At 70.9% G+C, this 23,102-nt stretch carries 15 protein-coding genes; all 15 read left to right on the forward strand.

Features of this window, described 5'->3' with window-relative positions; genetic code table 11:
- Window positions 1–59 precede the first annotated feature (59 nt).
- The 15 genes from ACZ6Y7_RS13850 to ACZ6Y7_RS13920 all read left to right on the forward strand — a co-directional run bounded on the left by ACZ6Y7_RS13850 (window position 60) and on the right by ACZ6Y7_RS13920 (window position 23,093).
- Window positions 60–2,804 carry a SpoIIE family protein phosphatase gene (locus tag ACZ6Y7_RS13850; RefSeq protein ID WP_465758122.1) on the forward strand — a complete coding sequence of 915 codons (2,745 nt, stop codon included), beginning with the start codon at window positions 60–62 and terminating at the stop codon, window positions 2,802–2,804.
- Between the two features lie 239 nt (window positions 2,805–3,043).
- Complete coding sequence (locus ACZ6Y7_RS13855) at window positions 3,044–5,653, forward strand: SpoIIE family protein phosphatase (RefSeq protein WP_465758123.1); 2,610 nt, start codon at window positions 3,044–3,046, stop codon at window positions 5,651–5,653.
- 106 nt (window positions 5,654–5,759) lie between these two features.
- The gene (locus ACZ6Y7_RS13860) at window positions 5,760–7,574 is read left to right on the forward strand and encodes an ABC transporter family substrate-binding protein (protein WP_465758124.1); all 1,815 of its coding nucleotides are present in this window, start codon (window positions 5,760–5,762) and stop codon (window positions 7,572–7,574) included.
- Between the two features lie 237 nt (window positions 7,575–7,811).
- Entirely contained in the window at window positions 7,812–9,716 is a 1,905-nt protein-coding gene (typA, locus tag ACZ6Y7_RS13865; protein ID WP_465758125.1) for a translational GTPase TypA, read from the forward strand.
- Window positions 9,717–10,147: 431 nt separating this feature from the next.
- A complete protein-coding gene (locus ACZ6Y7_RS13870; protein WP_465758126.1) occupies window positions 10,148–11,785 on the forward strand; it encodes a peptide ABC transporter substrate-binding protein in 1,638 nt (545 codons plus the stop codon).
- A 144-nt stretch (window positions 11,786–11,929) separates the two neighbouring features.
- Window positions 11,930–12,856 (forward strand): ABC transporter permease, encoded by a 927-nt coding sequence (locus tag ACZ6Y7_RS13875; RefSeq protein WP_465758127.1) that lies wholly within the window; start codon window positions 11,930–11,932, stop codon window positions 12,854–12,856.
- Window positions 12,849–13,793 carry an ABC transporter permease gene (locus ACZ6Y7_RS13880; RefSeq protein ID WP_465758128.1) on the forward strand — a complete coding sequence of 315 codons (945 nt, stop codon included), beginning with the start codon at window positions 12,849–12,851 and terminating at the stop codon, window positions 13,791–13,793. The genes ACZ6Y7_RS13875 and ACZ6Y7_RS13880 overlap by 8 nt, the downstream gene beginning before the upstream one ends.
- A 19-nt stretch (window positions 13,794–13,812) precedes the next feature.
- The gene (locus ACZ6Y7_RS13885; protein WP_465758129.1) at window positions 13,813–14,862 is read left to right on the forward strand and encodes an ABC transporter ATP-binding protein; all 1,050 of its coding nucleotides are present in this window, start codon (window positions 13,813–13,815) and stop codon (window positions 14,860–14,862) included.
- A complete protein-coding gene (locus ACZ6Y7_RS13890) occupies window positions 14,855–15,871 on the forward strand; it encodes an ABC transporter ATP-binding protein (protein WP_465758130.1) in 1,017 nt (338 codons plus the stop codon). Before ACZ6Y7_RS13885 ends, ACZ6Y7_RS13890 begins: the two co-directional genes overlap by 8 nt.
- Window positions 15,872–16,073: 202 nt before the next feature.
- Window positions 16,074–17,696 carry a peptide ABC transporter substrate-binding protein gene (locus ACZ6Y7_RS13895; RefSeq protein WP_465758131.1) on the forward strand — a complete coding sequence of 541 codons (1,623 nt, stop codon included), beginning with the start codon at window positions 16,074–16,076 and terminating at the stop codon, window positions 17,694–17,696.
- Between the two features lie 110 nt (window positions 17,697–17,806).
- Window positions 17,807–18,733: an ABC transporter permease gene (locus ACZ6Y7_RS13900; RefSeq protein ID WP_465758132.1), complete on the forward strand. Its 927-nt coding sequence runs from the start codon at window positions 17,807–17,809 to the stop codon at window positions 18,731–18,733.
- Between the two features lie 76 nt (window positions 18,734–18,809).
- Window positions 18,810–19,724 carry an ABC transporter permease gene (locus tag ACZ6Y7_RS13905; protein ID WP_465758382.1) on the forward strand — a complete coding sequence of 305 codons (915 nt, stop codon included), beginning with the start codon at window positions 18,810–18,812 and terminating at the stop codon, window positions 19,722–19,724.
- 16 nt (window positions 19,725–19,740) lie between these two features.
- On the forward strand, window positions 19,741–20,793 hold the full coding sequence (locus ACZ6Y7_RS13910; RefSeq protein WP_465758133.1) for an ABC transporter ATP-binding protein: 1,053 nt from the start codon (window positions 19,741–19,743) through the stop codon (window positions 20,791–20,793).
- Window positions 20,783–21,880 carry an ABC transporter ATP-binding protein gene (locus tag ACZ6Y7_RS13915; protein ID WP_465758134.1) on the forward strand — a complete coding sequence of 366 codons (1,098 nt, stop codon included), beginning with the start codon at window positions 20,783–20,785 and terminating at the stop codon, window positions 21,878–21,880. Before ACZ6Y7_RS13910 ends, ACZ6Y7_RS13915 begins: the two co-directional genes overlap by 11 nt.
- A gap of 163 nt (window positions 21,881–22,043) precedes the next feature.
- Window positions 22,044–23,093, forward strand: coding sequence for an ABC transporter ATP-binding protein (locus ACZ6Y7_RS13920; protein WP_465758135.1), 1,050 nt, complete (start codon window positions 22,044–22,046; stop codon window positions 23,091–23,093).
- Window positions 23,094–23,102: the final 9 nt, after the last annotated feature.

Below are 23,102 nucleotides of genomic sequence, written 5' to 3' on the forward strand. Positions count from 1 at the left end.
ATCGGTGAGCCGCCCCCAGCCGGCGACGCCGATCCCGACCAGAGCCGGAGGCCCCGTCGGTGTCGAGTACCGGGAACGGCGGCGGGGGAGAGCGGCGGACAGGAACCGCGGGCGGCGCCTCCGCGCGCGCCCGGCTGCGCCGCGCCGCCCGCCCGGCCGCCCCCCAGCCGCGGGCCGGCCGCCGCCGCGGCCCCCTCGCCGCCCCCGACGCCGAGCGGCCCGCCCGGCCGGCGCCCACCCTCGCGCTCCCCGAGCCGGGCGACCGCTCCGGCCTGCGCAGCCGCCCCGGCCGGCCCTTCCCCGGCGGGCCCGGCGACCCCCCGGACGGTCCCGGCGTGCCGTCCGAGGGCAGCCTGCTCGACATGCTCAAGGTGGCCATCGCGATCCTCGACACCGCGGGCCGGGTGGTGCTCTGGAGCCCCGCCGCGGAGGAACTGCTCGGCTGGCCGAACGAGCTGCTGGTCGGCCGCCGGATCGAGGAGCTGATCCCCGACCAGGAGCAGGTCGCCCGGATCCGGGTCGCGATCCAGGACACCCTGCGGCACGGCCGCTGGGCCGGCTACGCGGAGCTGCGCGACCGGCCGGGCGCGCCGATCGCCGTGGAGGCCCGGATCTCGCTCCTGGTGGACGGTGACGGCACCCCGTTCCTGCAGGTCAGCATGGCGGAGGCGGCCGCCGTGCGGGCCGTCGAGCGCGACCTCGCGGTGCGGGACGCGCTGTTCGAGCAGTCCCCGCTGGGCATCGCCATCCTGGACACCGACCTGCGCTACACCGCGGTCAACCAGACCCTCGCCGAGATGAACGGCGTCGCCCTGGAGGACCACGTCGGCCGCACCACCGGCGAGACCCTGCCCGAGCGCGCCGCCGACGAGATCACCGCCATCCAGCGCCAGGTGCTGGCCACCGGCGAGCCGGTCATCGACGTCACGCTGGCCTCCCCGGTCACCACCCGGGCCGGGTACCGCTCGATCTCCTACAGCCGGATGACCGACCGCTCCGGCCGGGTGCTGGGCATCTCCGGCACCGTGATGGACGTGACCGAGCGTTACCGGGCGGTCGCCAAGGTCGAGCACGCCCGGCGCCGGCTCTCCCTGCTCAACGAGTTCGGCTCCCGGGTCGGTGACCTGCTGGACGCCTCCCGGATCGCGCAGGAACTCGCCAGCTCGGTGGTCCCCCGGCTGACCGACCACTCGGCGGTGATCCTGCTGCAGGCCGTCGCGCACGGTGACGACCTGCCCCGGCACGGCCACGACCGGCGCACCTCGCTGCTCCAGCTCGGCACCGCCTCCGTCCAGGACGGTCCCGAGGTCGACGTGATGCTGCGCCGCGGCGCCCGGATCACCTTCGCCGAGGACTCCGCCTGCGGCCGGGTGCTGCGCACCGGCGTGCCCGAGCTGCTCTCCGGAGCCGACCAGCTCGACGACGTCACCTACCCGGGCGACCCGAAGATGCAGGCCGCCCGGGACCTCGGCGTGCACTCGATGCTCGCCGTCCCGCTGCGCGCCCGCGGCATCGTGATCGGACTGCTGCTGGTCAGCCGGGCCGGCTACCGCGAGGGCTTCGACCGGGACGACCTGGCGTTCACCGTCGAGCTCGCCGACCGGGCCGGCAGCTCGCTGGACAACGCCCGGCTGTACGCCCGCGAGCGCACCGCCGCACTCACCCTCCAGCGCACCCTGCTCCCGCAGCAGGTCCCGCAGCCCACCGGCGTCGAGGTGGCCTACCGGTACGTGCCCGGCAGCAGCGGCACCGAGGTCGGCGGCGACTGGTTCGACGTCATCCCGCTGCCCGGCGACCGCACCGCGCTGGTGGTCGGCGACGTGATGGGCCACGGCCTGCGGGCCGCCGCCACCATGGGCCGGCTGCGCACCGCCGTCCGGGTGCTGGCCGCCCTGGACCTGCCGCCGGACGTCCTGCTGCGGCACGTCCACGAACTGGCCGACGACCTCGCCCAGGGCCCGGACGAGGCGCTGCTCGCGACCTGCGTCTACGCGGTCTTCGACCCGGGGACGGCGCGGCTGACCGTCGCCAAGGCCGGGCACATCCCGCCGGTGCTGGTGGTGCCGGGCCAGGAGACCGAGGAGCCGACCCGCACCGGCAGCCCGCTGCCCGGCGGCACCGGCCGGATCCTCGACCTGCCCTCCGGCGCCCCGCTCGGGGTGGGCGGCGTCCCGTTCGAGTCGGTCGAACTGAAGATCCCCGAGGGCAGCCTGCTCGCGCTGTGCACCGACGGCCTGGTGGAGTCCCGGGACAAGGACCTGGACGTCGGCCTCGGCCGGCTGATCACCGTGCTCCAGGAGCCGTACGCCTCCATCCAGGCCGCCTGCGAGGCGGTGCTCGACACCATGGAGCAGGGCCGCGAGCCGGACGACGTCGCGCTGCTGCTCGCCCGGCTCGGCCACGGCCAGGCCGGCACCCCGACGGCCGGCTGGACCCTGCCCGCCGAGCCCACCGCCGTCTCCCGGGCGCGTCGGCTGGTCCGCGCCACGCTCGCCGAGTGGGGTGTCGAGGCGCTCACCGACACCGCCGAGCTGCTGGTCAGCGAGCTGGTCACCAACGCCGTCCGGTACGCCAGCGCCCCGATCGGGGTGCGGCTGACACTCGGCGAGACGCTGCTGGTCGAGATCTCCGACCCGCTGCCCGACCCGCCCCGGGAGCGGCACGCCGCCGAGGCCGACGAGGGCGGCCGGGGCCTGGAGCTGGTCCGCCGGCTGGCGCTGCACTGGGGCGCCCGGGCCGAGGGCATCGGCAAGGTGGTCTGGTTCGAGCAGGCGCTGCCGGGCAGTGAGCCCGACGAGGCGTGACGCCACCGGGCCCGGACCGGACCCCGGACGAGCGGCGCCGCATATGCCATCGGGAGCCCGGGGGGAGCGCGCGCTCCGGCAGGGGGCGCGAGCGTGGCATTGTGGTGGCGCGGGCGGTAGGACAAAAACCTTCGCCCGATCTGATGTTGTGATGTTGAGGGCGTGTGAACGTACCCCTCGATGATGAATACTCGGTCTTCTCGACATCCGGACGGTCGCGGGTTGGAGGGGTCGGTCCGTTGAACAGCACTCCGGCGCGGAACGCGCCGAGCAGCAGCGGTCATGCCGCTGTACCCGGGCAGGCCGGCTCGTCGCACCTGCCCGTACCGGCGGACCCGCCGGCCGGCGGCGCCACGAGCCGCGGTGCCCACCCCCTCACCGAGTCCCAACCCTGGGGCGCCGGCGATCCGGGATCGATCTACGACTACATCCGGGTCGCCACCTTCGCGATCGGCCCCGACGGCCGGATCAGCCAGTGGAGCGACCGCGCCGCGGAGTTCTTCGGCATCCCCGCCGCCGAGGCCGTCGGCGCCGACCCGATCGCCACCTTCGTCCCCCGCGAGCTCTGGCAGCGCGGCCGCGCGCGGCTGGAGCGCACCCTGGCCGGCGAGGAGTGGGTCGGTACCACCCCCTACCGGGAGGCCGGCGGCGGCGAGGGCCTCGCCGAGCTCTACCTGATGCCCGACAGCGCGCTGCCCACCGCGGGCGCCACCTGCCTGGCCGTCGACCTCGGGCGGCTGCGCCGGATCGAGACCGACCTCGCCGCCTCCGAGGCCGTCTTCGGACAGACCCCCACCGGCTTCGTGCTGTTCGACGACCGGCTGCGCCTGCAGCGGGTCAACGACGCCTTCGCCTCCGGCATGGGCCTCGTCCCCGGCGACCTCGAAGGCCTCACCCCGCACGACCTCTTCCCGCCGTCCGAGGCCGACCGGCTCACCGCCGCCCTGCGCAAGGTCCTCGCCACCGGCGAGCCCGTCTTCGACCTCCGCTTCCACGGCTCCGTCCCGACCCGCGAGGGCAACCGGCTCTGGGCCGTCTCGCTGTACCGCCTCAACGGCGCCGCCGGGCAGCCGATGGGCGTGGCCGGGCAGGTCTCCGACGTCACCAGCCGGCACGTCGCCGAGCGCGAGGCGGACGGCGTGCGCCGCAACCTCGCCCTGCTCAACGAGGCCAGCGCGCACATCGGCTCCACGCTCGACCTGGAGACCACCGCCAAGGAACTGCTGGACGTCGTCGTCCCGCCGTTCTGCGACCTCGCCACCGTCGACCTCTACACCGCGCTGCTGTCCGGCGAGACCGTCCCCAGCGCCGGCCGGCTCGGCGACACCGTGCTCACCGACGGCAGCGGCGAACTGCGCCGGGTCGCCGTCTCCAGCGTGGTCGGCGGCGCCTCCTCGGTGCTCGGCTCGGTCACCGGCCTGCCCATCGCCGAGGCCGGCGGCACCCTCTGCTACCCGCGCCGCTCCCCGCACGCCCGGGCGCTGCGCACCGGCCGCAGCGTCGTCCCGGAGCCGGGGCCCGACCCGCTGCTGCGCTCCACCCTGATCGTCCCGCTGGTCGCCCGCGACCAGGTGCTCGGCCTCGTCCAGCTCTCCCGGGCGATCGGCAGCGAGCCCTTCGACGCCCGCGACGTCGCGATCGCCGAGGAGCTCGTCGCCCGCGCCGCCGTCTGCATCGACAACGCCCGGCTCTACCGCCGCGAGCACGAGCGGGCGCTGATCCTCCAGCGCAGCCTGCTGCCCCCGGGCAACCCGGCCGCCAGCGGCCTGGAGATCGCCTGCCGCTACCTGCCCAGCAACAACAACACCGAGGTCGGCGGCGACTGGTTCGACGTCATCCCGCTGCCCGGCAACCGCACCGCGCTGGTCATCGGCGACGTGATGGGCCGCGGCCTGCGCGCCGCCGTCGCCATGGGCCAGCTGCGCACCGCCGTCCGCACCCTGGCCATGCTCGACCTGGAGCCCGGCGAGGTGCTCACCGCCCTGGACGAGATCGCCCGCGGGCTCGGCGACGACTCCGTGCCGGTCAGCCCGCCCACCCCGTACGGGCGGCTCACCTCGACGGCCGACGAGGAGGCCCGCGAGGTGTACCTGGCGACCTGCGTCTACGCGGTCTACGACGCCGTCACCCGCCGCTGCTGGATCGCCAACGCCGGCCACCTGCCGCCCGTCCTGCTCAGCCCCGGCGAGGGCGCCCGGATGCTCGACGTGCCGCCCGGGCTCCCGCTCGGCGTCGGCGGCGAGCCCTTCGAGGAGGTCGAGGTGGACCTCCCGGACGGCGCCGTGCTCGGCCTCTACACCGACGGCCTGGTGGAGAGCCGCAAGCACCAGCTGGACGAGGGCCTGCGGGCCTTCCGCACCGCGCTGTCCGCCGGGGGCAAGGCCCTGGAGGACCTCTGCGACCACGTGCTCGGCGAGCTCAACCCGCACCACGGCGAGGACGACATCGCCCTGCTGATGGCCAAGGTGCACGCGTTCCCCGAGGACGCCGTCGGCCAGTGGTTCCTGCCGCCCGAGCCCACCTCCGTCGCCAAGGCCCGCGAGAAGGCCTGCAGCTGGCTGCTGGCCCGGGGGCTGGAGGAGCTGGTCGACACCACCGAGCTGCTGGTCAGTGAGCTGGTCACCAACGCCCTCAAGCACGGGCGGGGCGAGATCCGGTTGCGGCTGCTGCGCGAGCGCGGCCTGGTCTGCGAGGTCTGGGACGACGGCTACGCGCAGCCCCGGCAGCGGCGCGCCCAGGAGACCGACGAGGGCGGGCGCGGCCTGCAGCTGGTCAGCCTGCTGGCCGAGCGCTGGGGCAGCCGGCGCACGCCGAAGGGCAAGATCGTCTGGTTCGAGCTGGCGCTGTAGCCGCCCCGGCGGGCCGGTGCGAGGGGTTGGGCCGTAAGGGTGCAGTCGCCCCCGGCCCGCCGTGTCGGTGCGGACCGGGCCGCGGCGGCGGCGTTCGATGGCCGCCATGCGCGCCCGCCAGCTCACCGCCGCAGCCGCCGCGCTGCTGCTCGCCGCCGGTCTCGGCGGCTGCTCCGCCGACCCCGGCCCCGTCCGCGCCCCCGCTCCGGTGCCGGCCTCGGCCGACCCCACCGCGACCACCGGGGACGTCCGGCCGGCCGACCGTACCGCCGTCCGGGACGGCGGCACGCTGCGCTGGGCGGTGGACGGCGTCCCCGCCACGCTGAACGTCTACCAGGGCGCGGCGACCGCCGACTCGGCGCTGCTCGCCCACGCGCTCTACCCCTCGCTGTTCCGCCCCGACGAGCACGGCCGGCTGGTGCCGGACCCGGACTACCTGGCCGGCGCCGAGTCCACCCCGCCCGGGCAGCAGCCGCAGGTCGTCACCTACCACCTGAACCCGCACGCCGTCTGGAGCGACGGCACCCCGCTGACGGCCGCGGACCTCGCCGCCCAGCGGGCCGCCCTGTCCGGCCTCGACCCGGCCTACCGGGGCGGGCACCCGGCCGGTTACGACGCCGTCGACTCGGTCGCCCAGGGCGCCGACCCGCACGAGGTGCGGGTCACCTTCCGCCGACCGTACGCCGAATGGCGCTCGCTGTTCGGGCCGCTCTACCCGGCGGCCGAGACCGGGCGGGCGGACGTCTTCCAGCGGCCGCTGACCGGCGTGGGCCACCCCGGTGCCGGGCCGTACACCGTCTCCGGGTACGACCCCGAGGGCGGGCGGGTCACCCTGGCACGCAATCCGCTCTGGTGGGGCGACCGGCCGAAGGCCGAACGGATCGAGTTCCTCGCTGTGCCGCCCGGGCAGCGGCTGGACGCGCTCGACCAGGACCGGCTGGACGTCGCCCCGCTCACCGCGGCGGTGGACCGGGCGGCGCCCGCCACCGCCCCCGCCGCCGCGGCCGCGGCCCCGCCCGCGGCCGCCCCCGCGGCCGCGCCCGAGGCGGCGGCGACGGCACTGCGGCGGGCCGACTCGCTGCCCGGCATCACCGTGCACCGGGCGGCCGCGGCCTCGCTGACCCAGCTCACCGTCAACGCCGCCCGCGGCCCGCTCACCGACCAGGCCGTCCGGCGCGCCCTCGGCCGGGCGGTCGACCGGCGGCGGATCGCCGAGGCCGCGCTCGCCCCGCTCGGTCTGCCCGCCGCGCCGCTCGGCAGCCACCTGCTCGCCGGGGACCAGGAGGGCTACCGGGACAACAGCGCGGCGGCCGGTCCCACGGACGCCGCCCGGCTGCTGGACGAGGCGGGCTGGAAGCGGCCCGGCGGCCGGGGCACCCGCACGAAGAACGGCAAGGAGCTCGCCCTCACCCTGCTCGTCCCGGCCGGTTCGGCGACCGCCAAGCGCACCGCCGACGCGCTCACCGCCGACCTGGAGGAGTCCGGGATCGCGCTGAAGCCGGTGACCGCGCCCGCCGAGACCTTCGTCCAGGACCACCTGGCCGTCGGGGACTACGACCTCGCGCTGTTCTCCTGGCCGGCCGGTCCCAGCCCCGCGGGCGAGCAGCGCCCCGCCTACGCCAAGCCCCGGCCCGGCCCCGACGGCGCACTCGACGCCGGCACCAACTACGGACGCAGCGGCACCGAGGAGATCGACCGGCTCTTCGACCGGGCGTCCGCCGAACTGGACCCGGCGGCCCGGCTGGACCTGCTGCAGGAGGCCGACGTACGGATCTGGCAGCTCGGCCACTCGGTGCCGCTCTACCAGCGCCCCGAGCTGGTCGCCGTCCGCGGCGACGTGGCCGGCGCGGGAGCCTTCGGCTTCGCCTGGCCGCGCTTCCAGGACCTGGGCCGGACCGGGGGTGCCCAGGGGCTGCGGTAGGGCGGACGCGAGGCGAACGGCACGTGACACCGCTGTGATCTTGGTCCCGCCCGACCAGCTCGTTTCCGCCCATCTGGGGGCTTCCCCGTACGATAGGAGGAAGCCGAGGCATGTCCATTGCCCGGCGGGTGGACCGGTAGTAGCAGGCGGAACGGGCGGCGGCGATCGACAGGGATCGCAAGTGCGCGTCACGCAGCCGGGCGCCGCAACCCACGATTCCGGGAGAATCCGCAAGGCATGCCCACGCGCAACGACATCCGTAACGTCGCCATCGTCGCCCACGTCGACCACGGCAAGACCACGCTGGTCGACGCCATGCTGAAGCAGGCCGGCGCCTTCGCCGCCCACCAGCAGCTCGACGACCGCATGATGGACTCGAACGACCTGGAGCGCGAGAAGGGCATCACCATTCTCGCGAAGAACACCGCGGTCAAGTACCACCCGAAGGACGGTGGCGCGCCGATCACCATCAACATCATCGACACCCCGGGCCACGCCGACTTCGGTGGCGAGGTCGAGCGCGGTCTGTCGATGGTGGACGCGGTCGTCCTGCTGGTCGACGCCTCCGAGGGCCCGCTGCCGCAGACCCGCTTCGTGCTGCGCAAGGCGCTCTCCCAGCGCCTGCCCGTCATCCTCTGCATCAACAAGACGGACCGCCCGGACTCCCGGATCGACGAGGTCATCAACGAGACCTACGACCTGTTCCTGGACCTGGACGCGGACGAGGAGCAGATCGAGTTCCCGATCGTCTACGCCTGCGCCCGTGACGGCGTGGCGTCGCTGACCAAGCCGGAGAACGGCACCGTCCCGGCGGACAGCACCAACCTGGAGCCGTTCTTCTCCACCCTGCTGGAGCACGTCCCGGCCCCGAGCTACGACGAGGACGCCCCGCTCCAGGCCCACGTCACCAACCTGGACGCCGACAACTTCCTCGGCCGCATCGCGCTGCTCCGCATCGAGCAGGGCGAGCTGCGCAAGGGCCAGACGGTGGCCTGGATCAAGCGCGACGGCTCGATCCAGAACGTCCGCATCTCCGAGCTGCTGATGACCGAGGCGCTCACCCGCAAGCCGGCCGAGGTGGCGGGCCCCGGTGACATCTGCGCCGTCGCCGGCATCTCGGACATCATGATCGGCGAGACCCTGGCCGACCCGGAGAACCCGGTCGCGCTGCCGCTGATCACGGTGGACGAGCCGGCCATCTCGATGACCATCGGCACCAACACCTCGCCGCTGGTCGGCCGGGGCGGCAGCGGCAAGGGCGCGGACGCCAAGTCCGGCGTCAAGGTCGACCGCAAGGTCACCGCCCGCCAGGTGAAGGACCGCCTGGACCGCGAGCTGATCGGCAACGTCTCGCTGCGCGTGCTGGACACCGAGCGCCCGGACGCCTGGGAGGTGCAGGGCCGCGGTGAGCTGGCGCTGGCCATCCTGATCGAGACCATGCGCCGCGAGGGCTTCGAGCTGACCGTCGGCAAGCCGCAGGTGGTCACCAAGGAGGTCAACGGCAAGGTCCACGAGCCGGTCGAGCGCCTCACCGTGGACGTGCCGGAGGAGCACATGGGTGCGGTCACGCAGCTCATGGGTGTCCGCAAGGGCCGGATGGACAACATGTCCAACCACGGCTCGGGCTGGGTCCGGATGGAGTTCGTCGTCCCGTCCCGCGGTCTGATCGGCTTCCGCACGGAGTTCCTGACCAACACCCGCGGCACCGGCATCGCACACTCGATCCACGAGGGCCACGAGCCGTGGTTCGGTCAGCTGACGACCCGCAACAACGGCTCCCTGGTCGCCGACCGGGCCGGTGTGGTGACCGCATTCGCGATGACCAACCTGCAGGAGCGCGGCGTGCTGTTCGTCGAGCCGGGCACCGAGGTGTACGAGGGCATGATCGTCGGGGAGAACTCCCGCTCCGACGACATGGACGTCAACATCACCAAGGAGAAGAAGCTCACCAACATGCGGTCCTCGACCGCCGACGTGGCCGAGTCGATCGTCCCGCCGCGCAAGCTCTCGCTGGAGCAGTCGCTGGAGTTCTGCCGCGAGGACGAGTGCATCGAGGTGACCCCGGAGACGGTTCGCATCCGTAAGGTCGTCCTGGACCAGAAGGACCGCGGACGCACTGCCTCGCGCGCCAAGAAGGCGTGATCCGGACGCGTTGAACGGCCATTGGCCGGAATGATTCGCCCCCCTTTCCTTTGGAGAGGGGGGCGAACTTTTTCAACTACTCCAAGTTGTCGGGGCCGCTATTAACCGAATAACGCTCATCACACCCGGGTGTCCGCTGAGCGGACACGACGGTTCGTCATGCATGACGACTGTCCGTTTGGTACCTGTCTGGCTATGTCTCAAATGTCCGGTTTTCGAAACTTACCGACTGTTCATGTGACCTAATTGAGATCGTCACTGGTCACTTTCGTGTCCGTGCGTGACGGATAGTGGGTGCAGTCAGGCTCGGGTCAAGGGTGAACGCGCAGGGGTGCGCGCCGAAACCACGAGCGCGGACGGCACAGCGGGCCCGGTGACAACCGTTCCGCAGTGCTCTCCTCGTTGCAACGTCGAATTCAGGAGGCACACCGATGCGTGGTGGGAGCCAGGCCAAGTGGGTTGTCGCAGCTGTTGCGGTCGCCCTTGCCGCGACTGCTTGTAGCAGCGGGGGCAGCGACTCCTCCGGGGGCAGCTCCGATGGCGCTGCGGTCAACCCCCAGGGCGTCTTCAGCTACCAGAGCGCCGAGCCGCAGCGTCCGCTGCAGCCGGCCAACGCCATGGAGAACCAGGGCGGCCGTATCGTCAAGCAGCTCTTCACGGGCCTCGTCGACTACGACCCCGCGACCGGTGCCCTGCGCAACCAGGTGGCCGACAAGATCGAGACCACCGATGCCAAGACCTACACCGTCACGCTGAAGTCCGGTTGGACCTTCCACGACGGCACCCCGGTCACCGCCTCGTCCTTCGTCAAGTCCTGGAACTGGTCGGCCAACCCGGCGAACAACCAGATCAACTCGGACTGGTTCTCGGACATCGTCGGCTACGACGCGGTGCACCCGGAGAAGGGTGACCCGACCGCCACGGAGATGTCCGGCCTCAAGGTCGTCGACGACACCCACTTCACCATCGAACTGACCAGCCCCGTCTCGTACTTCACGTACAAGCTCGGCTACTCGGCCTTCTTCCCGCTGCCCGAGGGCTTCTTCGCGGACCCGAAGGGCTACGGCGAGAAGCCGGTCGGGAACGGCCCCTACAAGTTCGTGTCGTGGGAGCACAACAAGGCCGTCACCCTGGCCGCCTACGACAAGTACACGGGCATCAACAAGGCGAAGAACGGCGGCATCGTCTTCCGCGCCTACACCTCGCCCGAGGCCGCGTACAAGGACCTGATGTCCGACACGCTGGACGTGCTGGACCAGGTCGACTCGACCGACCTGCCGAAGTACAAGGACGACCTGGGCAAGCGCGCCGTCGACCAGGCGCAGGGTGCCATCCAGAACATCTCCTTCGCGCTGTACAACGCCGAGTGGAGCACCCAGGACAAGGCCAAGGTCCGCCAGGGCCTGTCGATGGCGATCGACCGCGACACCATCACCAAGACGGTCCTGAACAACAGCCGTCAGCCCGCCGACTCGTTCGTGGCGCCGGGCGTCATGGGCTACAAGGCCGGCACCTGCGGCGACGCCTGCAAGTACAACCCGGAGAAGGCCAAGCAGCTCGTCCAGGAGGGCGGCGGCGTTCCCGGCAACAAGATCACCATCCTGTACAACTCCGACGGTGGCCACAAGGAGTGGGTGGACGCGGTCTGCAACTCGATCCGCCAGGCGACCGGCGTCGAGTGCCTCGGTGACCCGAAGCCGGACTTCAAGACCGCGCGTGACATCGTCACCAAGAAGACCGTCCCGAGCATGATGCGTACCGGCTGGGTGCAGGACTACCCGCTGAACGCCAACTTCCTGCGCGACGTCTACGGCACCGGTGCGGCCGCCAACGACGCCGGCTACTCGAGCCCCGAGTTCGACAAGCTGTCGCACGAGGCCGACGCGGCCACCTCGGTGGAGAAGACCGCCGAGCTGTACCAGAAGGCCGAAGAGGTTCTGGCCAAGGACATGCCGGCGATCCCGCTCTGGTACTACAAGACCAACTCGGGCTTCTCCAAGAAGGTCCAGAACGTCAAGTTCAACTCCTTCGGCGACCCGGTCTACACCGACGTCGAGGTCAAGAAGTAGTAATCGGTCGGCACCGCCTGACCCGGTGACAACGGCCGGTGCCCGTCCCATCCCCACAAGGGCGAGGACTGGCACCGGCCGTTGGCACGCCGACTTATCTCTGGCCGGGTTGACGGGCCCGGCAGAGTCATACATGGAGGCACGATGGGGCGCTTTGTCGCAAGGCGACTGCTCCAGATGATCCCGGTGTTCCTCGGAACGACCGCACTCATCTTTTTCATGGTGCACTTGCTGCCCGGTGACCCGCTGGCAGCGCTGTGGGGCGACAAGGCACCGGACCCGGTGCAGCTCGCCGCGCTGAAGCACCAGCAGCACCTCGACGAGCCGCTGGTCCAGCAGTACCTCGACTACATGGGGGGCCTGCTCACCGGCGACTTCGGCAAGGCCCTGGACGGACGTCCGGTGCTCGACAAGATCACCGAGGCGCTGCCGGTCACCATCCGGCTGGCGCTGTTCGCGTTCGCCATCGAGATCGTCGTCGGCATCGGCATCGGCCTGTTCGCCGGCCTGCGCCGCGGCAAGGCGTTCGACAAGGGCGCCCTGGTCTTCACCCTGCTGCTGATCTCGATCCCGGTCCCGGTCCTGGGCTTCATCGTCCAGACGGTCTTCGGCCAGAACCTCAAGTGGGTCACCCCGACCGTCCAGGACTCGAACGACATCACCCAGCTGGTGCTGCCGGCCGTCGTGCTCGGCGGGCTGTCGCTGGCCTACGTCGCGCGCCTCACCCGTACCTCCATAGCCGAGAACATCAAGGCCGACTACGTCCGCACCGCGGTGGCCAAGGGCCTGCCGCGCCGGAAGGTCATCGGCACCCACCTGCTGCGCAACTCGATGATCCCGGTGGTCACCTTCCTCGGCACCGACCTCGGCGCCCTGATGGGCGGAGCGATCGTCACCGAGGGCATCTTCAACGTCCAGGGCGTCGGCCACGCGCTGTACCAAGCGATCAACATGAAGGAGGGCGCGACCGTCTCCGGTTTCGTGGCCTTCCTGGTGCTCGTCTACCTGGCCGCCGGACTGATCGTCGACCTGCTCTACGCGGTCCTGGACCCGAGGATCCGTTATGCCTGACCTGACCGAGAAGAAGAACGCCGCGGAGATCCCGGCCCAGCGCACCGCGGAGGCCGCGGCGCCGAAGCAGGAGAAGGCCCGCAGCCTCGGCTCGGACGCCTGGCACGACCTGCGCCGCAAGCCGATCTTCGTGATCTCCGCGCTGCTGATCCTGCTGCTGATCGTCATCGCCATCGCCCCGGGCCTGTTCACCTCGGTGGACCCGCGCGCCGGCGACCTGCGCAACCACTACCTGACGAAGCCGAACTACAGCCACTTCTTCCAGGCGGACTGGTTCGGCTACGACCTCCAGGGCCGCAGCATCTACGCCCGCGTCATCCACGGCGCCCGCGCCTCGGTCGTGGTCGGCATCACCGTCACCGTCGGCGTGACCATCCTCGGTGGCATCACCGGCATGCTCGCCGGGTACTTCGGCGGCTGGATCGACACGATCATCTCCCGCATCACCGACATCTTCTTCGGCATCCCGCTGCTGCTCGGCTCCCTGGTGATCCTGAACGCCTTCACCTCGCGCACGATCTGGAGCGTGGTCTTCGCCCTGGTCGTCCTGGGCTGGACCCAGATGACCCGCGTCATGCGCGGCTCGGTCATCACGGTCAAGCAGGCCGACTTCGTGACCGCGGCCAAGGCGCTCGGCGCCGGCACCGGCCGGATCCTGTTGAAGCACATCCTGCCGAACGCGATCGCCCCGGTGATCGTCGTCGCCACCATCGCGCTCGGCGGCTACATCGCCACCGAGGCGACGCTGAGCTTCCTCGGCATCGGTCTTCAGGACCCGACCATCTCCTGGGGCATCGACATCAACTCGGCCCAGAAGGTGATCCGCACGGCTCCGTTCGCCCTGTTCTTCCCCGCCGGAATGCTGAGCATCACGGTGCTCGCGTTCATCATGCTCGGCGACGCGGTGCGCGACGCCCTCGACCCGAAGCTCCGCTGAGAGAAGAGGTGACGACCCGATGACCACCGTGATCGAGAACAACCAGCAGAACGACCGTCTCGAAGTCGGAACCCCGCTCCTGGAGGTCAAGGACCTCCACGTGGAGTTCCACACCCGGGACGGCATCGCCAAGGCCGTGAACGGCGTCAACTACTCCGTCGCGGCCGGCGAGACGCTCGCCGTGCTCGGAGAGTCCGGCTCCGGCAAGTCCGTGACGGCGCAGACCATCATGGGCATCCTGGACATGCCTCCGGGCAAGGTGACCCAGGGCGAGATCCTGTACCGCGGCCAGGACATGCTCAAGATGAGCAACGAGGACCGCCGCCGGATCCGCGGCCGGAAGATCGCGATGATCTTCCAGGACGCGCTCTCCGCCCTCAACCCCGTGCTCAGCGTCGGCTACCAGCTCGGCGAGATGTACCGGGTGCACCAGGGCGCCTCCAAGAAGGAGGCGAAGGAGAAGGCCATCGAGCTGATGGACCGGGTGCGCATCCCCGCCGCCCGGCAGCGGGTGAACGACTACCCGCACCAGTTCTCCGGCGGCATGCGCCAGCGCATCATGATCGCGATGGCGCTCTCCCTGCAGCCCGACCTGATCATCGCCGACGAGCCCACCACCGCCCTGGACGTCACCGTCCAGGCCCAGGTGATGGACCTGCTCGCCGAGCTGCAGGCCGAGTACAACATGGGTCTGATCCTGATCACCCACGACCTCGGCGTGGTCGCCGACGTCGCGGACAAGATCGCCGTGATGTACGCCGGCCGGATCGTGGAGACCGCCCCGGTGCACGAGCTGTACGCGAACCCCGCGCACCCGTACACCAAGGGCCTGCTCCGCTCCATCCCGCGCCTGGACCAGAAGGGCCAGGAGCTCTACGCGATCAAGGGCCTCCCCCCGAACCTGCTGAAGGTTCCCACGGGCTGCGCGTTCAACCCCCGCTGCGACGTCGCCACCGACCTGTGCCGCACGGAGATCCCGGCGCTGCACCACGTGACGGACAAGGACGGCAAGGAGCTCACCGGCCGCCGCAGCGCGTGCCACCTCTGGAAGGAGACCCTCCATGGCTGAGAACATCCTGGAGGTCAAGGACCTGGTCAAGCACTACCCGCTGACCCAGGGCATCCTCTTCAAGAAGCAGGTCGGCGCGGTCAAGGCGGTCGACGGCATCTCCTTCGAGCTGAAGAAGGGTGAGACGCTCGGCATCGTCGGCGAGTCCGGCTGTGGCAAGTCCACGCTGGCCAAGGTGCTGATGAACCTGGAGCGGGCCACCTCCGGCCAGGTGCTGTTCAAGGGCGAGGACATCTCCACGCTGTCCGGGTCGGCGCTCAAGGCCGTCCGCCGGAACATCCAGATGGTGTTCCAGGACCCGTACACCTCGCTGAACCCGCGCATGACGGTCGGCGACATCATCGGTGAGCCGTTCGAGATCCACCCCGAGGTGGCGCCCAAGGGCGACCGCCGCAAGGCCGTCCAGGACCTGCTGGACGTCGTGGGTCTGAACCCGGAGTACATCAACCGGTACCCGCACCAGTTCTCCGGCGGCCAGCGCCAGCGCATCGGCATCGCCCGCGGTCTGGCGCTCAAGCCGGAGATCATCATCTGCGACGAGCCGGTCTCCGCCCTGGACGTGTCCGTCCAGGCGCAGGTGATCAACCTGCTGGAGCAGCTGCAGGGCGAGTTCGGCCTCTCCTACATGTTCATCGCGCACGACCTCTCCATCGTCCGGCACATCTCCGACCGCGTCGGCGTGATGTACCTGGGCAAGATGGTCGAGATCGGCTCGGACGAGGAGATCTACGAGAACGCCACCCACCCGTACACCCAGGCGCTGCTCTCCGCGGTGCCGGTGCCGGACCCGACGGCGCGCGAGACCCGCGAGCGGATCATCCTGAGCGGCGACATCCCCTCGCCGGCCAACCCGCCGTCCGGCTGCCGCTTCCGCACCCGCTGCTGGAAGGCGGAGGACCGCTGCGCCGAGGAGACCCCGCTGCTCGCGGTGCCCTCGGTGCTGAAGGGCGCGGCCGCGCACGAATCGGCCTGCCACTTCCCCGCGGTCCGCGAGCAGGCCGCGGCCTGATCCCCGCTCTCCCCGGAAGGGCCCGTGGCTTCCCGCCACGGGCCCTTCCGTCGTCCGTGACGTCCGGCGCTGCGTCACTTCGGCGCCGCGTCAACTCGACAGGGGGGTCACGGCACCCATCCGGGTGCACCCGACTCGCGCCGTCGCCGGGCCGCGCTTCTCATGGGGTGTGATGCGACACACACCTTGAGGAGGGACCTTCATGCCCGCAGCCGCCCGTGCTCGTTGGGTCCTCGCCGTTGCGACGTCCGTGGCCCTGGTGGCCACGGGGTGCAGCAGCAGCGGCGGAGGAGGCAGCAGCTCGTCGGACACCAGCAAGACCTTCAGCTACCAGAGCAGCGAGCCGCAGAACCCGCTGCAGCCGGCGAACGCGAACGAGGTCGGCGGTGGTCGCATCATCCAGAACCTCTTCAAGGGGCTGGTGGACTACGACCCGAGCAATGCCAAGATCCGGATGCAGGTCGCCGACAAGATCGACACCAGTGACTCGCAGACCTTCACCATCACGCTGAAGGACGGCTGGAAGTTCCACGACGGCACCCCGGTGCACGCCAAGAACTTCGTCGACGCCTGGAACTGGGGGGCCAACCCCGCCAGCAACCAGATCAACAGCTCCTGGTTCTCGGACATCGAGGGCTACCAGGACGTCCACCCGGCCTCCGGCAAGCCGACCGCCGACAAGATGTCCGGTCTGACCGTCACCGACGACCTGCACTTCACCGTCAAGCTGAGCCACAAGGTGTCGTACTTCGAGTACAAGCTCGGCTACATCGCCTTCTCCCCGCTGCCGGACGGCTTCTTCAAGGACCCGGCCGGGTACGGGCAGAAGCCGGTGGGCAACGGCCCCTACCAGTTCGTCAGTTGGGCGCACAACACGCAGGTGGTCACCAAGGCCTTCCCGGACTACCAGGGCGTGGACAAGCCGAAGAACGGCGGCATCGTCTTCAAGATGTACACCACGTCCGAGGCGGCGTACGCGGACCTGCAGTCCAACAACCTGGACGTGATGGACCAGGTGCCGCCGTCGGCGCTGGCGACGTACAAGAACGACCTCGGCGACCGGGCGGTGGACTCCCCGCAGGGTGCCATCCAGAACATCGGGTTCACGCTCTACCAGGCCGACTGGTCCGCGCCGGACAAGGCCAAGGTGCGCCAGGGCCTGTCCATGGCGATCGACCGCGACGTCATCACCAAGACGGTGCTGCAGGGCTCCCGCAAGCCGGCCACCGCCTGGGTGGCCGAGGGCGTCGAGGGCTACAAGGACGGCGCCTGCGGGGACTTCTGCAAGTTCGACGCCGCCAAGGCCAAGCAGCTGATCCAGGAGGGCGGTGGCGTCCCCGGCAACAAGCTGCTGATCACCTACAACGCGGACGGCGGCCACAAGGAGTGGGTCGACGCCGTCTGCAACTCGATCCGGCAGAGCACCGGCGTCGACTGCCTGGGCGACCCGAAGCCCGACTTCAAGACCGCGCGGGCGGCGATCACCGGGCACACGATCAACGGCGCGTTCCGCACCGGCTGGGTGCAGGACTACCCGCTGAACGCCAACTTCCTGTCCGACGTCTACCGCACCGGCGCCGCCTCCAACGACTTCGGGTACAGCGACCCGCAGTTCGACGCGGCGGCCACCAAGGCGGACGAGGCCGCCAGCGTCGCCGACACGGTGACCGGATACCAGCAGGCCGAGGCCGTGCTGCCGAGCGGCATGCCGGCCATCCCGCTCTGGTACTACCGCACCAACTCGGGCTACTCGACCAAGGTGCAGAACGTGAAGTTCGACTCCTTCGGCAACCCGGCCTGGACCCAGGTCGAGGTCAAGGGCTGATCCCCGCGCCCTGATCCCCCGCACCGGCCCCGTCCTCCCCGCACGGAGGGCGGGGCGCGGTCTCCCGGCCGACCGGCCCGGCCGGTCGGGCACCTAGGAAGGAGGCTCGGATGGGCAGTTACGTGCTGCGGCGGGTGCTGCAGATGATCCCGGTGTTCTTCGGCACCACGCTGCTGATCTTCCTGATGGTCTACTCGCTGCCCGGCGACCCGGTGTCGGCGCTGTTCGGCGACAAGGCCGCCGACCCGGCCGTGGTGGCCAGCCTCAAGCACACCTACTACCTGGACCAGCCGATCTGGAAGCAGTACCTGCACTACATGGGGAACCTCTTCCAGGGGGACTTCGGGACCAGCTTCACCGGCCGCCCGGTCTCGGACATCATGGCGGACGCGTTCCCGGTGACCATCCGGCTGGCGCTGCTGGCCTTCGTCTTCGAGATGGTCGTCGGCCTCGCCTTCGGCGTGCTCTCCGGGCTGCGGCGCGGCAGCGTCGCGGACACCGTCGTGCTGATCCTGACCCTGGTGGTGATCTCGATCCCGGTCTTCGTGCTCGCCTACATCGCCCAGACCGTGTTCGCCACCAACCTGGGCTGGGTCACGCCGACGGTGCAGGACAGCTACGACCTCTCCCAGCTCATCCTGCCGGCCATCGTCCTGGGCTCGCTGTCGCTCGCGTACGTCGCCCGGCTCACCCGGACGTCCATCGGCGAGAACCTGCGGGCCGACTACATCCGCACCGCGGTCGCCAAGGGGCTGCCCCGGCGGACCATCACCACCCGTCACCTGCTGCGCAACTCGCTGATCCCGGTGGTCACCTTCCTCGGGACCGACCTCGGCGCGCTGATGGGCGGGGCGATCGTCACCGAGGGCATCTTCAACGTGCAGGGCATCGGCAACGTCCTGTACCGGGCGATCAACCAGAAGGAAGGCCCGACCGTGGTCGGCATCGTGACCGTCCTGGTGATCGTCTACCTGGTCGCCAGCCTGATCGTCGACCTGCTCTACGCGGTCCTGGACCCGAGGATCCGCTATGCCTGACATCCACGACGAGGACTCGTACGAACCGCACCCCAAGCCGGGGGTCTCACGCCTCGACTACGCCGGCGAGCAGGGCATGGCGGTCGAGCAGGAGACCCTGATCGAACCCGACCCGGAGAAGCGGGAGGCGGCCCGCAGCCTCTGGGGCGACGCCTGGCGGGACCTGCGCCGACGGCCGATCTTCCTGATCTCCGCGGTGCTGATCCTGCTGCTCGTCGTGATGGCGATCTTCCCCTGGGCGTTCACCGACGCCGACCCCCGCAAGGCCGACCTGGTCAACAACTACCTCAAGCGGCCGGACTGGGGAGACGTCTTCGGGGCCGGCTGGTTCGGCTACGACGCGCAGGGCCGCTCCATCTACGCCCGGGTGATCTACGGCGCCCGGGCCTCGATCACCGTCGGCATCTTCGTCACCGCGGCGGTCACCCTGCTCGGCGGGCTCACCGGGATGGTCGCCGGGTACTTCGGCGGGGCCGTGGACGCGGTGATCTCCCGGATCACCGACATCTTCTTCGGCATCCCGCTGCTGCTCGGCGCCCTGGTGCTGCTGAACGCCTTCTCCACCCGCACGGTGTGGAGCGTGGTCATCGCGCTGGGCGTGCTCGGCTGGACCCAGATCGCCCGCGTGATGCGCGGCGCGGTGCTCACCGTCAAGCAGTCCGACTTCGTGGTGGCCGGGCGGGCGCTCGGAGCGGGGACGGGCCGGCTGATGTTCCGGCACATCCTGCCGAACGCGATCGCCCCGGTGATCGTCGTCGCGACCATCGCGCTGGGCGGCTACATCGCCACCGAGGCGACGCTGAGCTTCCTCGGCATCGGCCTGCAGGACCCCACCATCTCCTGGGGCATCGACATCTCCTCCGCCCAGAAGGTGATCCGGACGGCGCCCTACGTGCTGTTCTTCCCGGCCGCGGCGCTCTCCGTCACCGTGCTGGCCTTCATCATGCTGGGCGACGCGGTGCGCGACGCCCTCGATCCGAAGCTTCGCTGAGCGAGGGGAGCGCATCGTGAGTACAGCGGTGGACGCCGCCAAGGGCGAGCGGGAGGCGCCGTACGAGGGGCCGTTGCTCGACGTACGGGACCTGCACGTCGAGTTCGTCACCCGGGACGGCGTGGCCAGGGCCGTGAACGGCGTCAACTACGACGTCCGGGCCGGCGAGACGCTGGCCGTGCTCGGGGAGTCCGGCTCCGGGAAATCGGTGACGGCGCAGGCGATCATGGGCATCCTGGACATGCCGCCGGCCCGGATCCCGCGCGGTGAGATCCGCTTCCGCGGCCGGGACATGCTGAAGATGGGCAAGGAGGAACGGCGCAGGATCCGCGGCCAGAAGATCGCGATGATCTTCCAGGACGCGCTCTCCTCGCTCAACCCGGTGCTCAGCGTGGGCTACCAGCTCGGCGAGATGTACCGGGCCCACCACGGGAGCTCCCGCAAGGACGCCAAGGAGAAGGCCGTCGAGCTGATGGACCGGGTGCGCATCCCCGCCGCCCGGCAGCGGGTGAACGACTACCCGCACCAGTTCTCGGGCGGCATGCGCCAGCGGATCATGATCGCGATGGCGCTGGCGCTGGAGCCGGACCTGATCATCGCGGACGAGCCGACCACCGCTCTGGACGTCACCGTGCAGGCCCAGGTGATGGACCTGCTCGCCGAGCTGCAGGCCGAGTACCACATGGGCCTGATCCTGATCACCCACGACCTCGGCGTGGTCGCCGACGTCGCGGACAAGATCGCCGTGATGTACGCGGGCCGGATCGTGGAGACCGCCCCGGTGCACGAGCTGTACGCGCGGCCCGCGCACCCCTACACCCGGGGCCTGCTGGACTCCATCCCGCGGCTGGACCAGAAGGGCCAGGAGCTCTACGCGATCAAGGGCCTGCCGCCCAACCTGCTGCGGATCCCCCCGGGCTGCGCCTTCAACCCGCGCTGCCCCCGCGCGCAGGACATCTGCCGGGCCGAGGTGCCGGAGCTGTTCCCGGTCACCGAGGAGGACGGCACACCGCTGGAGGGGCGCGGCAGCGCCTGCTTCTTCTGGAAGGAGACCCTCCATGACCGCTGACGGGGCCGGCGCACTGGGCGCGGCGGTGCCGGAGGACGCCGCCTTCGCGCAGGAGGTGCCGCGCGGCGAGCCGATCCTCGAAGTCCGGGAGCTGGTCAAGCACTTCCCGCTGACCCGGGGCATCCTCTTCAAGAAGCAGGTCGGCGCGGTGAAGGCGGTCGACGGGGTCAGCTTCGACCTGATGCAGGGTGAGACGCTCGGCATCGTCGGCGAGTCCGGCTGCGGGAAGTCCACGCTGGCCAAGGTGCTGATGAACCTGGAGCCGGCCACGGCGGGCTCGGTCCGCTACAAGGGGGAGGAGATCTCCCGTTTGTCGGGGTCGGCGCTCAAGGCCGTCCGCCGGAACATCCAGATGGTGTTCCAGGACCCGTACACCTCGCTGAACCCGCGCATGACGGTCGGCGACATCATCGGTGAGCCGTTCGAGATCCACCCCGAGGTGGCGCCCAAGGGCGACCGCCGCAAGGCCGTCCAGGACCTGCTGGACGTGGTCGGGCTCAACCCGGAGTACATCAACCGGTACCCGCACCAGTTCTCCGGCGGCCAGCGCCAGCGCATCGGCATCGCCCGCGGTCTGGCGCTCAAGCCTGAGATCATCATCTGCGACGAGCCGGTGTCGGCGCTGGACGTGTCGGTGCAGGCGCAGGTGATCAACCTGCTGGAGCAGCTGCAGGGCGAGTTCAACCTGTCGTACATGTTCATCGCGCACGACCTCTCGATCGTCCGGCACATCTCGGACCGCGTCGGCGTGATGTACCTGGGCAAGATGGTCGAGATCGGCAGCGACGCCGAGATCTACGACCATGCCACGCATCCGTACACCCAGGCGCTGCTCTCCGCGGTGCCGGTGCCGGACCCGACGGCGCGCGAGTCGCGGGACCGGATCGTGCTCACCGGGGACGTCCCCTCGCCGGCGAACCCGCCGTCGGGCTGCCGCTTCCGCACCCGCTGCTGGAAGGCGCAGCAGCGGTGCGAGGTGGAGGTGCCGCTGCTCGCCTCGCCGGCCTGGCTGGAGGGGGCCGCGTTCCACGACTCGGCCTGCCACTTCGCCGCGGAGCGCGGGGCCGGGCAGGGCGCGGCGCAGTAGCCGCTCGGAGCGTCCAGGGCGCGTCCCCTTGCGGGGGCGCGCCCTTCCGGTTCGCCCCGTAATGGAAAAGAGATCTGCCGCGGGCTCGCCAAGTGTCCTCCGCTCCTTGATAGTTGCTCTGCGCCTGTCGATGGTCGCTGCTGCGCTGAGGAGGGCTGCCCACATGGACGCGGTGGAGGTGATCGGCGGCGGACGGGAGAGCCTGGCGCCCGGGACCCCGTTGCTGGAGGTCGAGGACCTGCACGTGGAGTTCCACACCCGGGACGGCGTCGCGCGGGCCGTCAACGGGGTGAGCTACGCGGTCGCGGCCGGCGAGACGCTGGCGGTGCTCGGGGAGTCCGGTTCGGGGAAGTCGGTGACGGCGCAGGCGGTCATGGGCATCCTGGACATGCCGCCGGGGCGGATCACCCGGGGGCGGATCCTGTTCCGCGGCGAGGACCTGCTGACCATGAGCGACAACGGCCGGCGGGCCGTGCGGGGCCGGCGGATCGCCATGATCTTCCAGGACGCGCTGTCCGCGCTCAACCCGGTGCTCAGCGTGGGCTACCAGCTGGGGGAGATGTTCCGGGTGCACCACGGTGTGACCCGCAAGGAGGCCCGGGAGAAGGCCGTCGAGCTGATGGACCGGGTGCGCATCCCCGCCGCCCGGCAGCGCGTCGGCGACTACCCGCACCAGTTCTCGGGCGGCATGCGCCAGCGGATCATGATCGCGATGGCGCTGGCGCTGGAGCCGGACCTGATCATCGCGGACGAGCCGACCACCGCCCTGGACGTCACCGTGCAGGCCCAGGTGATGGACCTCCTGGCCGAACTGCGGGAGGAGTTCGGCATGGGCCTGATCCTGATCACCCATGACCTCGGCGTGGTCGCCGACGTCGCGGACAAGATCGCGGTGATGTACGCGGGCCGGGTCGTGGAGACCGCCCCGGTGCGCGAACTGTACGCGCGGCCGGCGCACCCGTACACCCGGGGCCTGCTGGACTCCATCCCCCGGCTGGACCAGAAGGGCCAGGACCTGCACACCATCAAGGGCCTGCCGCCGAGCCTGCTGGCCGTCCCGGAGGGCTGCGCCTTCCACCCCCGTTGCGACCGGGCGCAGGACCGTTGCCGGGCCGAACTCCCTCCGCTGGTGCCCGTGGTGGGCGAGCGGGGGGAGGAGCTGGCGGGCCGCCGCAGCGCCTGCCACTACTGGCGCGAGACGCTGCACGGCTGAACCCGCCCG

It is taken from the genome of Kitasatospora sp. NPDC053308, assembly GCF_055585785.1.

Bases quoted from the DNA above. Each gene is read 5' to 3' on its own strand.
- ACZ6Y7_RS13860 (WP_465758124.1), top strand. From the start codon at position 5,760: ATGCGCGCCCGCCAGCTCACCGCCGCAGCCGCCGCGCTGCTGCTCGCC.
- typA (WP_465758125.1), top strand. From the start codon at position 7,812: ATGCCCACGCGCAACGACATCCGTAACGTCGCCATCGTCGCCCACGTC.
- ACZ6Y7_RS13870 (WP_465758126.1), top strand. From the start codon at position 10,148: ATGCGTGGTGGGAGCCAGGCCAAGTGGGTTGTCGCAGCTGTTGCGGTC.
- ACZ6Y7_RS13875 (WP_465758127.1), top strand. From the start codon at position 11,930: ATGGGGCGCTTTGTCGCAAGGCGACTGCTCCAGATGATCCCGGTGTTC.
- ACZ6Y7_RS13880 (WP_465758128.1), top strand. From the start codon at position 12,849: ATGCCTGACCTGACCGAGAAGAAGAACGCCGCGGAGATCCCGGCCCAG.
- ACZ6Y7_RS13885 (WP_465758129.1), top strand. From the start codon at position 13,813: ATGACCACCGTGATCGAGAACAACCAGCAGAACGACCGTCTCGAAGTC.
- ACZ6Y7_RS13890 (WP_465758130.1), top strand. From the start codon at position 14,855: ATGGCTGAGAACATCCTGGAGGTCAAGGACCTGGTCAAGCACTACCCG.
- ACZ6Y7_RS13895 (WP_465758131.1), top strand. From the start codon at position 16,074: ATGCCCGCAGCCGCCCGTGCTCGTTGGGTCCTCGCCGTTGCGACGTCC.
- ACZ6Y7_RS13900 (WP_465758132.1), top strand. From the start codon at position 17,807: ATGGGCAGTTACGTGCTGCGGCGGGTGCTGCAGATGATCCCGGTGTTC.
- ACZ6Y7_RS13905 (WP_465758382.1), top strand. From the start codon at position 18,810: ATGGCGGTCGAGCAGGAGACCCTGATCGAACCCGACCCGGAGAAGCGG.
- ACZ6Y7_RS13915 (WP_465758134.1), top strand. From the start codon at position 20,783: ATGACCGCTGACGGGGCCGGCGCACTGGGCGCGGCGGTGCCGGAGGAC.
- ACZ6Y7_RS13920 (WP_465758135.1), top strand. From the start codon at position 22,044: ATGGACGCGGTGGAGGTGATCGGCGGCGGACGGGAGAGCCTGGCGCCC.